This is a genomic window from Marinobacterium sp. BA1 (genome assembly GCF_041155135.1).
Classification (GTDB): Bacteria; Pseudomonadota; Gammaproteobacteria; order Pseudomonadales; family Balneatricaceae; genus Marinobacterium; species Marinobacterium iners.
Window position 1 is genome coordinate 1,570,736 of the sequence record NZ_BAAFHC010000001.1, and the last position, 14,827, is coordinate 1,585,562.

The window sequence follows — 14,827 nt, forward strand, 5'->3', positions numbered from 1 at the left end:
GCTAGTCTTGCACTAACAGGTAATTCAGGACCGGTTTGAAACGGTAATGACAAACGATAACAACAAGCCTACACACGACAGCCGCAACAACCTCACTCTGCCAAGCCAGCAGGAGTTGATGAGGATTCTGAACGAACAGCGTGTCATACTGGACAACGCCAGTGTTGGCATCTGTTTTATCCTGCAGCGCCAGATTCAGCGCTGCAATCAGCGCTTTGCCGAAATTTACGGCTACGACAGCGCCGACCAACTGGTTGGCACCAGCAGCGAACAGCTGTATCCAGATAACCTCAGTTTTCGCAAGCTCGGCGTTGAAGCCTATCCCTCTCTTGCCCGAGGCAAGCGTTTCAGTACCGAACTGCAGATGCGCCGCGCCAGCGGCAAACCGTTCTGGTGCCGCGTTACCGGCAAAATGATCGACCCTTCCAGTCCCGAACAGGGCTCCATCTGGATCGTTGACGATATCGATCAGCAGCGTCATGCGGCAGATTCACTGGAACAGATTACGCGTCAACAACAGTTAATTCTGGACCATGCCATGGTGGGCATCGTCTTCCTGCACAACCGTCATGTCGCCAGCTGTAACCGGCGTTTTGCCGAGCTTCTGGGCTATGAAACTGACGAATTGATCAGCGTCAGTTCCCAGCTCTGGTACGCCGACAAGTCGATCTGGCAAGCGGCGGGAGAGCGTTACAATGCGGTGCTGTCTTCAGGCCGCGCCTTTGAAGCAGAGATGGAACTGATCCGCAAGGATGGTACCCGGTTCTGGTGTGACGTTCGCAGCAAGGCGGTAGACCCGAGCGACCTGAGCAAGGGCGCCATCTGGATCATCATGGATATTTCCGACCGCAAGGCGACCGAGACGGCTTTGGTCACCGCTCGCCAGCAGCTGGAGCAGCGAGTTGAGGAACGCACTCGTGAGCTGGAACAGGTGGTCTCCAGCCTGCACCGCGAGATAGAGGAGCGCAAGATTGCGGAAGAGCGCATCCGCCATCTGGCTCAGCACGATAGCCTCACAGGCCTGCCAAACCGAGGCCTGTTCGAGAGCCGGCTAGAGGAACAAATTGTACAGGCCCACACCCGTCAAGACGCGTTGGCAGTCCTATTCGTAGATCTGGATCGCTTCAAGCACATCAACGACTCCCTCGGTCATCACGAAGGCGATATGCTCTTGCGCAGCCTGGCCGAGCGACTGCGGCAGGCAGTGGGGCAGCAGGGTACCCTGTCACGCATTGGTGGTGATGAGTTTGTCATCATGCTCAATGACATCAAACCGCGCAGCCGCATTGAACAGCTGATCATGCGCATCCAGGCGGCACTGGTGCCGGTTTTTCGGGTGGGGGTACAGGAGTTCAGAATTTCTTCCAGCATCGGTGTGGCGGTTTACCCGGAAGACGGCCATACGCCTCAGGCACTGATTCAGCATGCCGATGCCGCCATGTATCGTGCCAAGGCGAACGGCCGCAACCGGTACCACTTTTACAATCACCGACTCGATAATGAGCAGAGTGAACGCGTTGAGCTGGAAAATGCGTTGTTCCAGGCCCTGCGCCACGAGGAATTTGAGCTGCACTATCAGCCTCAAATCGAAATTCAGAGCGGTCGCATTATCGGCGTTGAGGCATTGATTCGCTGGCAACGGCCAGGCCACGGCATGGTATCACCCGCGAATTTCATTCCGCTGGCTGAAGAGAACGGACTGATCACGGAGATCGGCAGTTGGGTACTGGAGCGCGCCTGTGCCCAGCTGCAGCAGTGGCAACAGCAAGGGCTGGACCTGCGAGTGTCGGTCAACCTGTCGGCGCCCCAGCTGGATGATGCCCATTTTTGTGACAAGGTAGCACGCTGCCTCAAACGCTACCGTCTTGACCCCAGCCAACTTGAGCTGGAACTGACCGAAAGTATCATCATGAAACATGTGGACCAGACCATCCGACTGCTGGAGCAACTGGATCAAATGGGGGTTCACCTGAGCGTAGATGATTTCGGTACCGGCTACTCAAGCCTGAGCTACCTCAAGCGTTTCCCGCTTAACAAGCTCAAGATTGATCAGTCCTTCGTGCGTGAAATCTGTGTTGATCCTGATGATGCCACCATCTGTCGCACCATCATCTCCATGGCAGACAACCTCAACCTGACAGTCATTGCCGAGGGGGTTGAAGATGCCGATCAGCTGGCCATGCTGGCCGAGTTTGGCTGCCATCAGTATCAGGGCTACTTTTTCAGTCGCCCGGTACCGGCAGAACAGATTCCTGATCTGTTTGACAATACCGAGCAGCCGGAGCGGTGGAACTACCAGATCTGAGCTATTTGCTCATGCCACCCATAATGCCTCGGACAGCGGCCGGGATGTCGCCGGGCAGCAGTACGATCTTGGCATTCTCACCCGCTGACATCTCCTTGATCGCATCCACATACTTTTCACCAAGCAGGAACATCACCGGCAATTCGTTGCCCTGGATCGCTGAGGTCACCTTTTCGATGGCAGCCTGACTGGCTTCCGCCAATACCACCTTGGCCTCGGCATCACGACGCGATGCTTCCAGTCGTCCTTCCGCTTCCAGTATGGCGGCGGCCTTTTCGCCTCCGGCTCGGGTGACAGTGGCGCGGCGCTGACGTTCGGCTGCCGCCTGCTCTTCCATCGCTGTCTGCATGGTCTGGGACGGATTGATATCCTGAATTTCGACCGTTTTCAGGGTAATGCCCCAGTCAGCAATATCGTCGGAGATCGCGCCCTTGAGCTTGGCCTTGATACTGTCACGATTGGACAGAGCCTCGTCCAGATTCATCTCGCCTACAATGGAGCGCAGCGACGTCTGCACCAGATTCTGGATCGCAAAGCGGTAGTCCTCAACACCGTAGACCGCCTTTTCCGGCGACACGATATTAATGTAGGCCACAGCATTGGCGATGATCACCGCATTATCGAGCGTGATCACATCCTGTGAAGGAATATCCAGCACGATATCCTTGGTCGTCACCTTGTAGGCCACGGTATCAATATAGGGGAAAATGATGTTCAGCCCTGGTCCCAGCGTCTTGTGGTACTTGCCCAGCCGCTGCACCACATGCTTACTGCCCTGAGGCACGATTTTGACACCCAGAAACAGGGTGATTACTACCAGAGCCAGAAATACTCCAGCCATTGTCAATCCATCGATCAGCATCCGTTTATCCTCATGCAATCACTTGAAGGTTTGGTTGTATCAGCGTTTTCTGACAATCAGAGTGTTGCCGGAAATTTCCGTTATCACCACTCGATCACCCACTTCGACCGGCTGCTCACAGATGAACTCCCATTCATCATCACCCAGTACCGGTGTGGTAAATCTGACTCGCCCTCGCCGCTCGGCTTGCGGGGCTTCTATCACCTGCCCGGTTTCACCCAGTACCGCCTCACGTGAAATACCGGCTTTGGTTCGGTCTCGCATCATGGGTCGCAACAGTCGAAACCAGGCCAGCGCAAACAGACCCGACCCGATCGCCCACAGTACCAGCTGCAGGTTCAGTGTAAGCTCAGGCAGCAACCAGACCATCAGCGCCATCAGCAGAGCACCAAGCCCAAACCAGAAAATGGTAAAGCTGGGCACCACCAACTCGGCCAATATCAGCAGCATGCCAAACACGACCCAGTGCCAGTATTCGATCTGAAACTCCATGATGCGTCCTTGTATGGAAAGAGGTAAAAGGGATTATGCAACGCCTGCCATAGCAGGTCGATATGATTAGCACTAATTGAGGATGCTCTGATATTACGCAGGTGCAGCAATATTATTAAACCCGGCGTATAATTCGCCGCGATAAAAACAACTCAAACTGCATGACAGCCCTTACGGCTGAGAGAGAAACCTGCCATGTCGACGAGCACACCCGGTGCGCTGGCGCACAATTTTCTGGGCAATGCCCCTGCCTGGTACAAGCAGACAATTGTACTCTTCCTGATCATCAATCCGGTTTGTCTCTGGCTGTTTGGCCCTCAGGCGACCGGCTGGCTGCTTATCGCTGAATTTATTTTCACACTGGCCATGGCACTCAAGTGCTACCCGCTGTTGCCTGGCGGATTGCTCGCCACCGAGGCCCTGCTGTTGGGCATGACCTCACCTGAAACCCTCTATGCAGAGATTCAGACCAATCTGCCGGTCATTCTACTGCTGATGTTCATGGTGGCCGGGATCTATTTCATGAAGAGCCTGTTGCTGGTGACCTTTACCAATATTCTGCTGCATGTGCGCTCCAAGTACCTGTTGGCGCTAATGTTCAGCATGACCGCCGCCCTGCTCTCCGCATTTCTTGACGCACTCACCGTCACGGCCGTCATCATCAGCGTAGCGGTGGGCTTCTACTCCGTTTACCACAAGGTAGCTTCCGGCAAGGGACATCAGCACAATACACACGACCACGGCAGCGATCAGGAAGTGGTTGACCTGCATCGGGATGATCTGGAAGGCTTTCGCGCCTTTCTGCGCAGCCTGCTAATGCACAGTGCCATTGGTACCGCCCTGGGGGGCGTATGTACGCTGGTCGGCGAGCCACAGAACCTGCTGATTGCCAAAACAGCCGGCTGGGATTTTGCCGACTTCTTTATTAAGATGGCCCCTATCTCCATGCCGGTACTGGCGGCCGGGCTGATCACTTGCGTGCTGCTGGAGAAATTTAAGCTGTTCGGCTACGGCGTCAAGCTGCCCCGTCCCGTTCTGCAGGTGCTGAAGGAGTTTGCCGATGCCGAGCGCGCCAAGCGTACCCAGAGCCAAAAAGCCGCACTGATCGTTCAGGCAGTTGCTGCCGCCATACTGGTCGTCGGACTGGCCCTGCACTTGGCGGAAGTAGGCCTTATCGGCCTGCTGGTGATCATCCTGATCACCTCTTTTAACGGCGTAACCGACGAGCATCAGATCGGCAAGGCCTTTCAGGAAGCACTGCCCTTCACATCACTGCTGGTGGTCTTCTTCGCCATTGTGGCAGTCATTCACGAGCAGCACCTGTTCAGTCCAATTATCGCGGCAGTACTGGCACTGCCGCCAGAGCAACAGCCCGGCATGTTCTTCCTCGCCAACGGCGTATTGTCGATGATCTCCGACAACGTGTTTGTCGCCACGGTTTATATCAGCGAAATCAAGCAGGCACTGGATAACGGCGCTATCAGCCGCGAGCATTTTGATCGTCTGGCAGTTGCTATCAATACCGGCACCAACCTGCCCAGCGTTGCCACGCCCAACGGCCAGGCCGCCTTCCTGTTCCTGTTGACCTCGGCCATCGCACCACTGGTACGGTTATCATATGGTCGCATGGTGATCATGGCTCTGCCTTACACTGTGGTGTTGGGCGGGGTAGGACTGCTGTCGGTGATGCTGTTCATCAAGGCTTGAAGGCTTTGCGCTCGCCCTGAGGCGAGCGCATCAACGCACCAGCGGCCAGCCCAGCAGCAATGTGGTCAGCGTAACCGCACCGATCAGCAGGTTCATGGGCACTCCAACTTTGAGAAAATCACTGAACCGATAGCCACCGGGACCATACACCATGAGGTTGGTCTGATACCCAAGCGGGGTCGCAAAACTGGCTGAAGCGGCAATCATGATGGCAAAAATGAACGGCTCATGTTGCAGACCGGCACGTTCAGTCACCTCCAGTACGATCGGTAACATCAGAACGGCAGCAGCATTATTGGTGATGATTTCAGTCAGGATGGAAACAGCCAGATAAGTCAGCAACAACAATAGCCAAGGCGTTCCTGCACTCAGGTCGACAATCGCATGGGCGATCCAGCCTGACACACCGGTTTTCTGCAGCGCAGCCCCCAGTGCAAAGGACGCTGCGATGGTCAAAATCACGGTCAGATCGAGGCTCTTTTCTGCCTGAGATACACTGCAGCAACCGGTCACTACCATTAAACCGGCGCCCACCAGCGCCGCATTGAGCATACTGGTCGCACCTGTACCGGCGGCAAGCACAATCGCGGCCAGAATACCCCAGGCCAGCCAGGCACGCTCATGGCGTGGCTGGGACTTGTCCAGGTCGTTAATCAACAGGAAATCCTTGTTGTAGCGCTGGCGACTCACAAAGGCCGGACGTGCTTCAAGCAGAAGAGTATCCCCAGCTTCCAGAACGATATTGCCCAGGTTGCCCTGTACCCGTTCCCCATTGCGTGCTACTGCCAACACAACAGCACCGTAGCGATCCCGAAAACGGGCATCACGGATTGCGTGACCGACGGCGTCACAGTGAGGTGACACCACCGCTTCAACCAGACTGCGTTCGGCACGGTCCAGGTTGAGCGTATCGGAGTGGCCGTTTTCCGGCGAGGGGATGATTCCATTGATGCGCAGCAGGTCTGAAATGGCCTCGGTATCGCCAGCAAACACCAGTCTGTCACCGTCGCGCAGCTTTTCTTCGGACGGCACTGCGGTCACGATATTGCCGTTGCGCTCAATTTCGACCAGATAGACCCTATCCAGACTGCGCAACCCCGCCTGCTCCACGCTTTGGCCCACCAGCGGCCCACCGGGCGCCACGGCCACCTCAAGGGTGAACTCACGCAGATTGGCAAAAGCGCGTTTTTCACTGCGATCCGGCAGCAGACGCGGAAACACCAGCCAGATAAATGCCAGGCCAACCAGTACCACCGGCAGCGCAACGGCGGTAATCGAGAACAGCGACAGGCCGGCTTCACCGGTCAGCTCCTGGTACTGACCGTTCACGACCAGATTGGTGCTGGTTCCGATCAGCGTCAGCGTACCGCCCAGAATGGCACTGTAGCTGAGCGGAATCATCAACTTGGATGCGGGAATATTGATCTTGCGCGACCAGGCATGGATCGCCGGAATCATGGTCGCTACTACGGGGGTGTTGTTGAGAAAGCCGCTGAGCAGCACCACCGGCGCAAAGATGCGGGCCAATGCACCACGCACCCCTTTCGGTTTGCCCAGTACACGGTTGACCAGCATGTCGACACCGCCGGAAGAGTGAATTCCGGCCGCTACTACAAACATGCAGGCAACGGTTATCAAGCCAGAGTTGGAAAAACCGGACAGCGCTTCATTGGGACTCAGCACGCCGCTGATACTGAGCAGTGCCAGCACCGCCATCATCACGATGTGCGGCCCTATGCGCGTCAGTATCAGTACGGCCAGTGCCGTAACCATCAAACTCAGTGCAAACCAGCCCTGCCACTCCACAGCGATAACCCGTATCCGTTAAAAACCACCAAGATACAGGGTTATTTTGATTCTATAAAAGAATAATAAATAACAAATTTATTCGTTTAAAGAATATAAATTATCAACTTCCCGCGCTGCCTGTAACGCATCTCAAGCATCTACCGACGTCTTGAAACGAGCGATCAGGCCACGCATGGAGTCCGATTCCTGACGCAGGGCATTACTGACTTCCCGTGCGCTGCCAACGCTTGCCACCAGTGAATCGGCACTCTCTTCCAGCGCCTGTGCCCGGCGACCTACACGGCCGGTTTCATCACGCTGAGTCGCGATTGCATCACTGATACCGGAGCTGTGACTCTCCAGTTCAACAAACTGCTCCTGCAGCCGTTCCAGGAACGCGCGCAGAGCCGTAATATGGGATCGGTTTTGACTACCGGCATCACGCATGCCACCCAATTGTTGCTCAACCTCTTTTACACCGGCCACCAGCTCTTCAACCCACTGACGTATGTCACGGGTGGAATCCGAGGTGCGCTGTGACAGTACCCGGACTTCATCTGCAACCACGGCGAAGCCTCGCCCATGCTCACCGGCACGAGCAGCCTCAATGGCAGCGTTCAAGGCCAGCAGGTTAGTCTGCTCGGCAACATCTGCAATGATGCTGATCACTTGGCTGATTCGGCCACTGGATTCGGTCAGGGTCGTAATCGACTCGCTGACCCGGTTGATAATACTGACCGCGTGATCTGCTGCCTGCTCGCTGCTGAGGATGCCCTGCTGTGCTTCCGTATTGGCTGCCAGTGCTTCACGGACTGTATTGGCGGACTGCTCGCTGGCCGCTTCGATGGCGGTGGACTGATTCGCAATGTTGTTCATGGACTGGTTTACATCATCAATCAATCGACGCGTTTGCGTTGACGTGCTGTGCAGGGTTTCCGCCTCTCGATCCAGCTGGGCGGAGCGTTCGGTCAAACCGCTGGCAGCCGTTCTGACGTCACCAACAAAGTGCTCAAAGCGTTGTACCAAACCACTTAACGCCCGATTCACGCCGGCCACTTCATCATTGCCATCGACCATTGGCACACCGCTCAAGTCACTGTTGCGATCCATGGCGCTCAGGTCCCGCTCCATGCGCTGCAGCCGCAGAATGACGGTATGACGCAGCCAAAGCGTCATGCTGGCAACGATCACCAGAAACAGAATTGAGCCCCCAAACAGATAATTCTGCTGACTTGCAAGAAACGTCAACAGTTCCTCTGCGGCCAGGGACAGTCCATCGCGACTGGTTTGCTGGCGCTCAGCAATCGCCTTGAGCATGGGCTCCAGTGCCGGTACCAGATCAAAGTCCACCACCTGTCCGACGCGGTAGTAGCTTTTTTCACCGATGCCCTTGGCCATGGAGTCCAGGTAGGACATTACCCGATCAAACTCGGCCTGATGCGCTTGAGCCCAGTCATTGAGCCCGGCATTGTCTTCGATACGTTTCCAATGGCTAGGTAGCGCCTGCTTCAACTCGGCATGGATTGGTTCAATTTCATCCCACAGCAACAGCTGGGCCTTGGTTTTATAGGACAGGTCCTGCAGCTTGCGGTGATCCTGCTCAAGATCCACCAGCAGCCAGGTTTCCTCCAAGCTGGTGTGGATCAGGTTATTGGAGGCTTCTTCAGCCTTGATAATGATACTCCAGGCCAGCGTAGCCAGACCGGCCAGCGCAAGCACGCAGAGGAAGGCAAAAAACAGAATACGAAAACGGACTGTGCCAAGCATAATGACTCCAAATGCATACTACGCTCGGCAGGATATGTCTGAGGGATGACTGTTTGATGACAGCACCACCGACGGGTCTATTAACTCACCGGCTGCAGCGCTCAATCAGTACTTGATAACGCTCAACGGCGTGCGAGGTCAGGCCCTTTTAACCGTGGCAAACCAAGGGAGATCAATAGCGTCGTGACCAGCATGGCGGTCGAAATCCAGAGGCAAGCCTGCAAACCGCTGCTACCCATACCTGCCAACTGGAATACCCAGCCGGACAGCAGCGTACCGATCAGACGCCCCATGGCATTAGCCATGTAGTAAAAACCCACGTCCAGCGATACGCCGTCACTGCCTGCGTAACTCACAATCAGATAACTGTGCAGCGACGAATTGACGGCAAAGACTGCACCGAACAGCAACAGGCCGCCGATCAGCACGGCATCAGGATTCAGTTCGTACAGGAGTCCCAACGCTATCATGGCCGGCAAAAGCGCCAGCAGTGCGACCCAGACAACCGCCGCAGCGCCGTCAGGCACCTTCCCGGCCGCCTTGCCGGTCAGCCGGGGAGCAAGCGCCTGCACCATGCCGTAACCGATCACCCAGAGCGCCAGAAAGCCACCGGTCTGGCTGTGATTCCAGCCCAGTGTCTGCGACAGAAACACCGGCAGGGCGACCACAAACCAGACATCACGAGCCCCAAACAGGAACATCCGTGCCGCTGACAGTATGTTGATGGCGCGGCTTTTGGAAAAGATGTCGCGAAACTTCGGCTTGTGTTTCGCCTTGCCCAGATCCTGCTTCAGCAGCACCAGACTCAATAGCCACACCAGGGCCAGCGCAACGGCCATTGCCGCCACGGCACCGGCAAAACCCAGCCACATCAGCAGCGCACCACCGAGGAAAAAGCCCACGCCCTTGAGCGCATTCTTCGAGCCGGTCAGCAGCGCCACCCATTTGTAGAGTGTGCCCTGCGCATCCGCCGGTACCAGCAGCTTGATCGAGCTTTTGGCGCTCATCTTGTTCAGATCCTTGGCGATGCCGGACAGCGCCTGCGCCGCCATCACCCAGGGCACGGTGAACCAGGCGGCCGGCACCAGCAGCATCGTCAGGGCGATCACCTGCAGCGCCAGACCGATATTCATGGTGCGGTTGAGACCCAGGTGGGCTCCGAGCCAGCCCCCCACCAGATTGGTGATCACGCCGAAGATTTCGTAGAACAGAAACAGCAGCGCGATCTCCAGCGGCGAATAGCCCAGACCGTGAAAGTGCAGCACCACCAGCATGCGCAGGGCACCGTCGGTCAGGGTAAAGGCCCAGTAGTTGCCGGTGACCACCAGATACTGGCGGATGGCGGGGGAAAGCCGGCTCAGCATTTACGCGCGTCCTACCTTCAGCGCCAGTTCGGCGGTGCGGTTGGCGTAACCCCACTCGTTGTCGTACCAGACATAGAGCTTCACCTGAGTACCGTTCACCACCATGGTCGAGAGCGCATCGATGATGCCTGAGCGTGGATCGGTCTTGTAATCGATCGACACCAGCGGACGTTCTTCATAACCCAGAATGCCTTTCAGCTCACCTTCGGCAGCGGCTTTCAATATCTCGTTGACCTCTTCCACCGTTGTCTCGCGGGCGACTTCAAAAACACAGTCGGTGATGGAGGCGTTGGCCAGCGGCACACGAATGGCGTGACCATTCAGCTTGCCCTTCAGCTCCGGGAAGATATGGGTGATCGCGGTGGCGGAGCCAGTTGTGGTCGGGATCAGGCTCATGCCGCAGGCACGAGCACGGCGCAGATCCTTGTGCGGCGCGTCGAGAACGGTCTGGGTGTTGGTGATGTCGTGGATGGTGGTCATGGAGCCGTGCTTGATCCCCAACTGCTCGTGAACCACCTTCACCACCGGCGCCAGACAGTTGGTGGTGCAGGACGCGGCCGTCACGATCCGGTGCTGTGCCGGGTCAAACAGGTGATCGTTCACCCCCATCACCAGATCGAGCACACCCTCCTGCTTCACCGGCGCGGTGACTACTACCCGCTTCACGCCCTGATCCAGATAGGCCTGCAGTACCTCTTTCTTTTTCATCTTGCCGGACGCTTCGATCACCAGATCGCAGCCGGACCAGTCGGTCTCTTCGATGCTCTTGTTACGGCTGATCGCAATACGCTGCGTACCGATCAGCATGGCGTCGTTTTCGGCCAGCGCCTCGTGCTGCCAACGTCCGTGCACTGAATCAAAGTTCATCAAATGAGCCAGGGTTGTGGCATCACCGGCCGGATCGTTGACCTGTACGATTTCGATGTCGCTGTGCTCAAACAGCACCCGCATGGTCAGGCGCCCCATGCGCCCAAAACCATTGATCCCCACCTTCATGGTCATGGTGTAACTCCCTCATTGAAAATCGGTTTAAGGTTGCCCAGCACTACCAGCGAGAAGGCAAAGGCCGACCCAAAGGGTCATGTAGCGTTCAAAAATGCCCATTTCGTTTTTGCTTATCCCAACAGTTTCTGAATCTCGTCCGCGCTGGCCACCTTGCCCTCGACCAGAATTTCATCGTCAATCGCCAATGCCGGGGTACGCATGATCCCTGCGTCAATGATGGCATTGGTATCGGTGACCTTTTCGATCTCGAAGTGGATTCCCTTGGCGTTCGCCGCCTGCTCGGCATTCTCGGTCAACTGTTTGCATTTGGCACAACCACTGCCGTAAATGGTGAATTTCATCCTGTCTTCCTCATATTCAACGTTTCAGATCAACCTGACCTGTTCAGGCATGCCAGAGATTGCCGTATACATAACCGGTGATGGTGGCCATCACGACAACCAGTGCACAGTAGACCAGTGTTTTCTCGGTGCCCAGAATGGTGCGGATCACCAGCATGTTGGGCAGTGACAATGCCGGACCGGCCAGCAGAAGTGCCAACGCCGGCCCCTTGCCCATTCCGGCCCCCATCAACGCCTCCACAATCGGCACTTCAGTCAGTGTCGAGAAGTACATCAGGGCACCAAGGAAAGAGGCGAGAATGGTAGACATCAAGCTGTTGTCACCCACGGCGGCCGCCACCCATTGTGACGGGATGATGCCTTCACTGCCCGGGCGTCCCAGCGCAAAGCCGGCGACAAACACCCCGGCCAGCAGCAGGGGCAAAATCTGTTTGGCAAAGTCCCAGCTTTGTGCGGCCCACTCCCGATCCTGCTCACGCAGGCTTGCAATGATCATCAAGCCGGCAATACCGATGGCAAACGGCAGCTCGGGAGCCGCGGGCACCAGCCAGGCCGCCGTCACGACCACGCCCCCCAACAGCAGCAACTGATGAGCCGGCCAGTGCCAACGCCAGACCAGCAGAGCCGCCAGCAGTGATGCCAGTACGGCGGTGATCGGCCACTTCCATTCATACACCGCCATCCAGGCCTCACTGTCGGCCGCCGCCCAGTTGGCAAAGACCAGAATACCGACCATCAGGGCAAAGAAGCCGACAATAACCCCCATAGGGCGATCGCTCGATTCGCCCTCAAAACCTCGGCTGCTCTTCACTGAGCGCTCGGCTTCTTCCCTGCGGTAAATCAGATGCATGATGGTGCCGATCACCAGCGCAAACAGAATGGCACCCACAGCACGGGCGATACCGATCTCGGCACCGAGTACCTTGGCCGTCACCACCACCGCCATCACATTGATTGCCGGGCCGGAATAGAGAAAGGCGATCGCGGCCCCAAGACCCGCGCCCCGCTTGTAGATGCCGCCGAACAGCGGCAGTACCGTACAGGAGCACACCGCCAGCAAGGTGCCCGAAACGGAGGCCACGCTGAACGCGACCGGCTTGGATGCATCAGGCCCGAGGTAACGCATCACGGCACCCTGACTGATATAGACCGCCATGGCGCCGGCGATCAGAAACGCGGGGAGCAGACAGAGGATGACATGCTCACGCGCATACCAGTTGGTCAGACGCACTGCCTCAAGTACGGCGTTGTCAAAGCGCGCGGTACCCGCCGGTACAAAATAGATGGCAAGAAAGGCCGCCAGCATGAGAAACAGCAGATTGCCCTCGCGCCGGTTACTGTCATAGAGCCCTAACAGTTGCTTGTACACGACAGGTACCTCTGTATTCAGATGTATTAACCGGCCAACGCCGTACCGCAGACATTGCCACCCTTGCTTGGGCGATCTCCCATCGCCTCCAGACGCGCCAGTGGCTGCTGCAGCATGCGAGTGCCGTGCTCACGTGTCTGGCGCAGCACATCCCGCATCCAGTCATGCAGCAGGGGATGCAACCGGTAAAACACCCATTGACCCTGGCGGCGATCCAGCAGTAGCCCTGCCTTGCGCAGCTGGCCAAGATGGCGTGAAATTTTCGGCTGTGGCAGGTCCAGGGCAGTCATCAGCTCGCAGACACACAGCTCCCCTTCCTGCTCGATCAGCAGCAGGCTGAGCAGGCGCGTTTCATCCGCCAGTGACTTGTAGAACTCCAGCGGCTGCAACACCTTCACCTGCGAGTTCACGTCCTTGCTGTTCACCAGCATGAACAGACGGATTCGCTCGCTGATCTCCTGCAGGGTACGTTCAAACGCTTTCGGATCATTGCTCGCCTTGGGATCCGGGAAATCCCAGGCCATCACCACACCACCGCCGGGCCAGTATCGACACTCACGATGCGCCTTGTCGCACAGGCTGATCACATAATCGAAATGCTGATCTCCAAGGCTCTCAACCGACTTTGAGACAAGCCCCTGAGCCTCCAGTCCGAAGCCCTTCAGCGCCTCCAGGGTACGGGGATCGACCGTTGAGGGCTCTGTGCCGGCACTGAATACGTCAAATCGATCACCGCCGAAATGACGCAGCAGCACTTCAGCCATCTGTGAGCGGGCGGAGTTGGCCGAGCAAAGGAAAAGGACACGTGTTTTCATATCTACCCCGTCTTCATTTAAAAAACATAATATATGAAAAAACGGATATGTAAAGTTTCATATGGCAATAGGGAGGATTGTCACGGGAAACCGCATCACCAGCCATGCTAATCTCAAATAATGTGTAAGTTTTTCGACTACTGCACGACTAAAGACCGTAAACGCAGGTTGTTTAATTGAGCCGATACCGACATGTCAGATGAAAGTGCCCTGTTGGGGCTGCAAGATCCCGAATTCCTCGCAGAGTTGCGCCTTCAGATGCTGAAATTTGCCACTCTGCAATTGAAGGACGTGATATTGGCTGAGGATGCGGTGCAGGAAGCCATGCTCGGCGCACTCAAGAATGGTTCGGCCTTCAAGCGTCAGGCCGCCCTCAAAACCTGGGTGTTTGCCGTTCTCAAGCACAAGATTGTTGATCTGCTGCGGCAGCAACAGCGCTATGTCAGTCAGGACAAGGATACCGATACAAACGATGAGGCTTGGATGGATAGCCTGTTCAACGCTCGCGGGCACTGGCATCGCGCCCAGCGGCCGGTTAAATGGCAGCAGCCTGACCTGGACATTGAGAGAAGCCACTTCTGGCGGGTATTCGACATCTGCCTGAACGCCTTGCCCGAGCACTCTGCCCGTTTTTTCATGATGCGCGAATTTCTTGAACTGTCCACGACCGAAATCTGTCACACCGAGTCAATCAGCGAAAACAACCTGAACGTAACACTCTATCGGGCGCGCATGAAGCTGCGTCAATGTCTCGATAACGGCTGGTTTCAGAAAGGAGACACACCATGATGAACTGCAGACAGGCTACTGCACTGCTGTCACAGGCACTGGATCGAGAGCTGACCCTTGCAGAACGTGCCGAGCTGAAAGTCCACCTGATGATGTGTTCCGGTTGCCGCAATTTTGGACAACAGATGCATGAACTGCGCGACATCACTCGACTGTACGCAAAGGGCAGCTCCACTGAAAAAAACTGTGATGACGAGCTGTAATATTCCAGCCCGAGCCGCGA

General features: G+C 56.5%; 13 protein-coding genes. 4 read left to right on the top strand and 9 right to left on the bottom strand.

From position 1 onward, the window contains the following. Positions 1-46 precede the first annotated feature (46 nt). A complete protein-coding gene (locus ACAM29_RS07725) occupies positions 47-2,305 on the top strand; it encodes an EAL domain-containing protein (RefSeq protein WP_369623762.1) in 2,259 nt (752 codons plus the stop codon). Between the two features lies 1 nt (position 2,306). Here ACAM29_RS07725 and ACAM29_RS07730 read toward each other — a convergent pair whose 3' ends face one another. Together ACAM29_RS07730 and ACAM29_RS07735 are read right to left on the bottom strand one after the other, a co-directional pair. Then, entirely contained in the window at positions 2,307-3,146 is an 840-nt protein-coding gene (locus tag ACAM29_RS07730) for an SPFH domain-containing protein (protein ID WP_369623763.1), read from the bottom strand. A 60-nt stretch (positions 3,147-3,206) separates the two neighbouring features. Then, positions 3,207-3,659 carry an NfeD family protein gene (locus ACAM29_RS07735; protein ID WP_206840995.1) on the bottom strand — a complete coding sequence of 151 codons (453 nt, stop codon included), beginning with the start codon at positions 3,657-3,659 and terminating at the stop codon, positions 3,207-3,209. 195 nt (positions 3,660-3,854) lie between these two features. Between ACAM29_RS07735 and nhaB the strand changes: the two genes are divergently transcribed. After that, positions 3,855-5,366, top strand: coding sequence for a sodium/proton antiporter NhaB (gene nhaB / locus ACAM29_RS07740; RefSeq protein ID WP_091827115.1), 1,512 nt, complete (start codon positions 3,855-3,857; stop codon positions 5,364-5,366). 30 nt (positions 5,367-5,396) lie between these two features. On the opposite strand, the gene ACAM29_RS07745 is transcribed toward nhaB, so the two are convergent. The 7 genes from ACAM29_RS07745 to ACAM29_RS07775 all read right to left on the bottom strand — a co-directional run bounded on the left by ACAM29_RS07745 (position 5,397) and on the right by ACAM29_RS07775 (position 13,815). After that, entirely contained in the window at positions 5,397-7,172 is a 1,776-nt protein-coding gene (locus ACAM29_RS07745) for an SLC13 family permease (RefSeq protein WP_369623764.1), read from the bottom strand. 132 nt (positions 7,173-7,304) lie between these two features. Further along, on the bottom strand, positions 7,305-8,921 hold the full coding sequence (locus ACAM29_RS07750) for a methyl-accepting chemotaxis protein (protein WP_369623765.1): 1,617 nt from the start codon (positions 8,919-8,921) through the stop codon (positions 7,305-7,307). A gap of 122 nt (positions 8,922-9,043) precedes the next feature. Further along, positions 9,044-10,285, bottom strand: a complete 1,242-nt coding sequence (arsJ, locus tag ACAM29_RS07755) for an organoarsenical effux MFS transporter ArsJ (RefSeq protein WP_369623766.1) — start codon at positions 10,283-10,285, stop codon at positions 9,044-9,046. Then, positions 10,286-11,287: an ArsJ-associated glyceraldehyde-3-phosphate dehydrogenase gene (locus ACAM29_RS07760; protein WP_369623767.1), complete on the bottom strand. Its 1,002-nt coding sequence runs from the start codon at positions 11,285-11,287 to the stop codon at positions 10,286-10,288. Between the two features lie 113 nt (positions 11,288-11,400). Then, a complete protein-coding gene (locus tag ACAM29_RS07765) occupies positions 11,401-11,631 on the bottom strand; it encodes a thioredoxin family protein (RefSeq protein WP_369623768.1) in 231 nt (76 codons plus the stop codon). 43 nt (positions 11,632-11,674) lie between these two features. Next, a complete protein-coding gene (locus ACAM29_RS07770) occupies positions 11,675-13,000 on the bottom strand; it encodes a permease (protein ID WP_369623769.1) in 1,326 nt (441 codons plus the stop codon). Positions 13,001-13,026: 26 nt separating this feature from the next. Continuing rightward, complete coding sequence (locus ACAM29_RS07775) at positions 13,027-13,815, bottom strand: metalloregulator ArsR/SmtB family transcription factor (RefSeq protein ID WP_369623770.1); 789 nt, start codon at positions 13,813-13,815, stop codon at positions 13,027-13,029. 192 nt (positions 13,816-14,007) lie between these two features. On the opposite strand from ACAM29_RS07775, the gene ACAM29_RS07780 reads away from it, so the two are divergent. Together ACAM29_RS07780 and ACAM29_RS07785 are read left to right on the top strand one after the other, a co-directional pair. Continuing rightward, positions 14,008-14,604: a sigma-70 family RNA polymerase sigma factor gene (locus ACAM29_RS07780; protein WP_369623771.1), complete on the top strand. Its 597-nt coding sequence runs from the start codon at positions 14,008-14,010 to the stop codon at positions 14,602-14,604. Further along, the gene (locus ACAM29_RS07785; RefSeq protein WP_175527667.1) at positions 14,601-14,807 is read left to right on the top strand and encodes a zf-HC2 domain-containing protein; all 207 of its coding nucleotides are present in this window, start codon (positions 14,601-14,603) and stop codon (positions 14,805-14,807) included. The genes ACAM29_RS07780 and ACAM29_RS07785 overlap by 4 nt, the downstream gene beginning before the upstream one ends. Positions 14,808-14,827: the final 20 nt, after the last annotated feature.

Coding starts and splice junctions, on each gene's coding strand:
- ACAM29_RS07725 (WP_369623762.1), top strand. CDS start 47: ATGACAAACGATAACAACAAGCCTACACACGACAGCCGCAACAACCTC.
- ACAM29_RS07730 (WP_369623763.1), bottom strand. CDS start 3,146: ATGGCTGGAGTATTTCTGGCTCTGGTAGTAATCACCCTGTTTCTGGGT.
- ACAM29_RS07735 (WP_206840995.1), bottom strand. CDS start 3,659: ATGGAGTTTCAGATCGAATACTGGCACTGGGTCGTGTTTGGCATGCTG.
- nhaB (WP_091827115.1), top strand. CDS start 3,855: ATGTCGACGAGCACACCCGGTGCGCTGGCGCACAATTTTCTGGGCAAT.
- ACAM29_RS07750 (WP_369623765.1), bottom strand. CDS start 8,921: ATGCTTGGCACAGTCCGTTTTCGTATTCTGTTTTTTGCCTTCCTCTGC.
- arsJ (WP_369623766.1), bottom strand. CDS start 10,285: ATGCTGAGCCGGCTTTCCCCCGCCATCCGCCAGTATCTGGTGGTCACC.
- ACAM29_RS07760 (WP_369623767.1), bottom strand. CDS start 11,287: ATGACCATGAAGGTGGGGATCAATGGTTTTGGGCGCATGGGGCGCCTG.
- ACAM29_RS07765 (WP_369623768.1), bottom strand. CDS start 11,631: ATGAAATTCACCATTTACGGCAGTGGTTGTGCCAAATGCAAACAGTTG.
- ACAM29_RS07775 (WP_369623770.1), bottom strand. CDS start 13,815: ATGAAAACACGTGTCCTTTTCCTTTGCTCGGCCAACTCCGCCCGCTCA.
- ACAM29_RS07780 (WP_369623771.1), top strand. CDS start 14,008: ATGTCAGATGAAAGTGCCCTGTTGGGGCTGCAAGATCCCGAATTCCTC.
- ACAM29_RS07785 (WP_175527667.1), top strand. CDS start 14,601: ATGATGAACTGCAGACAGGCTACTGCACTGCTGTCACAGGCACTGGAT.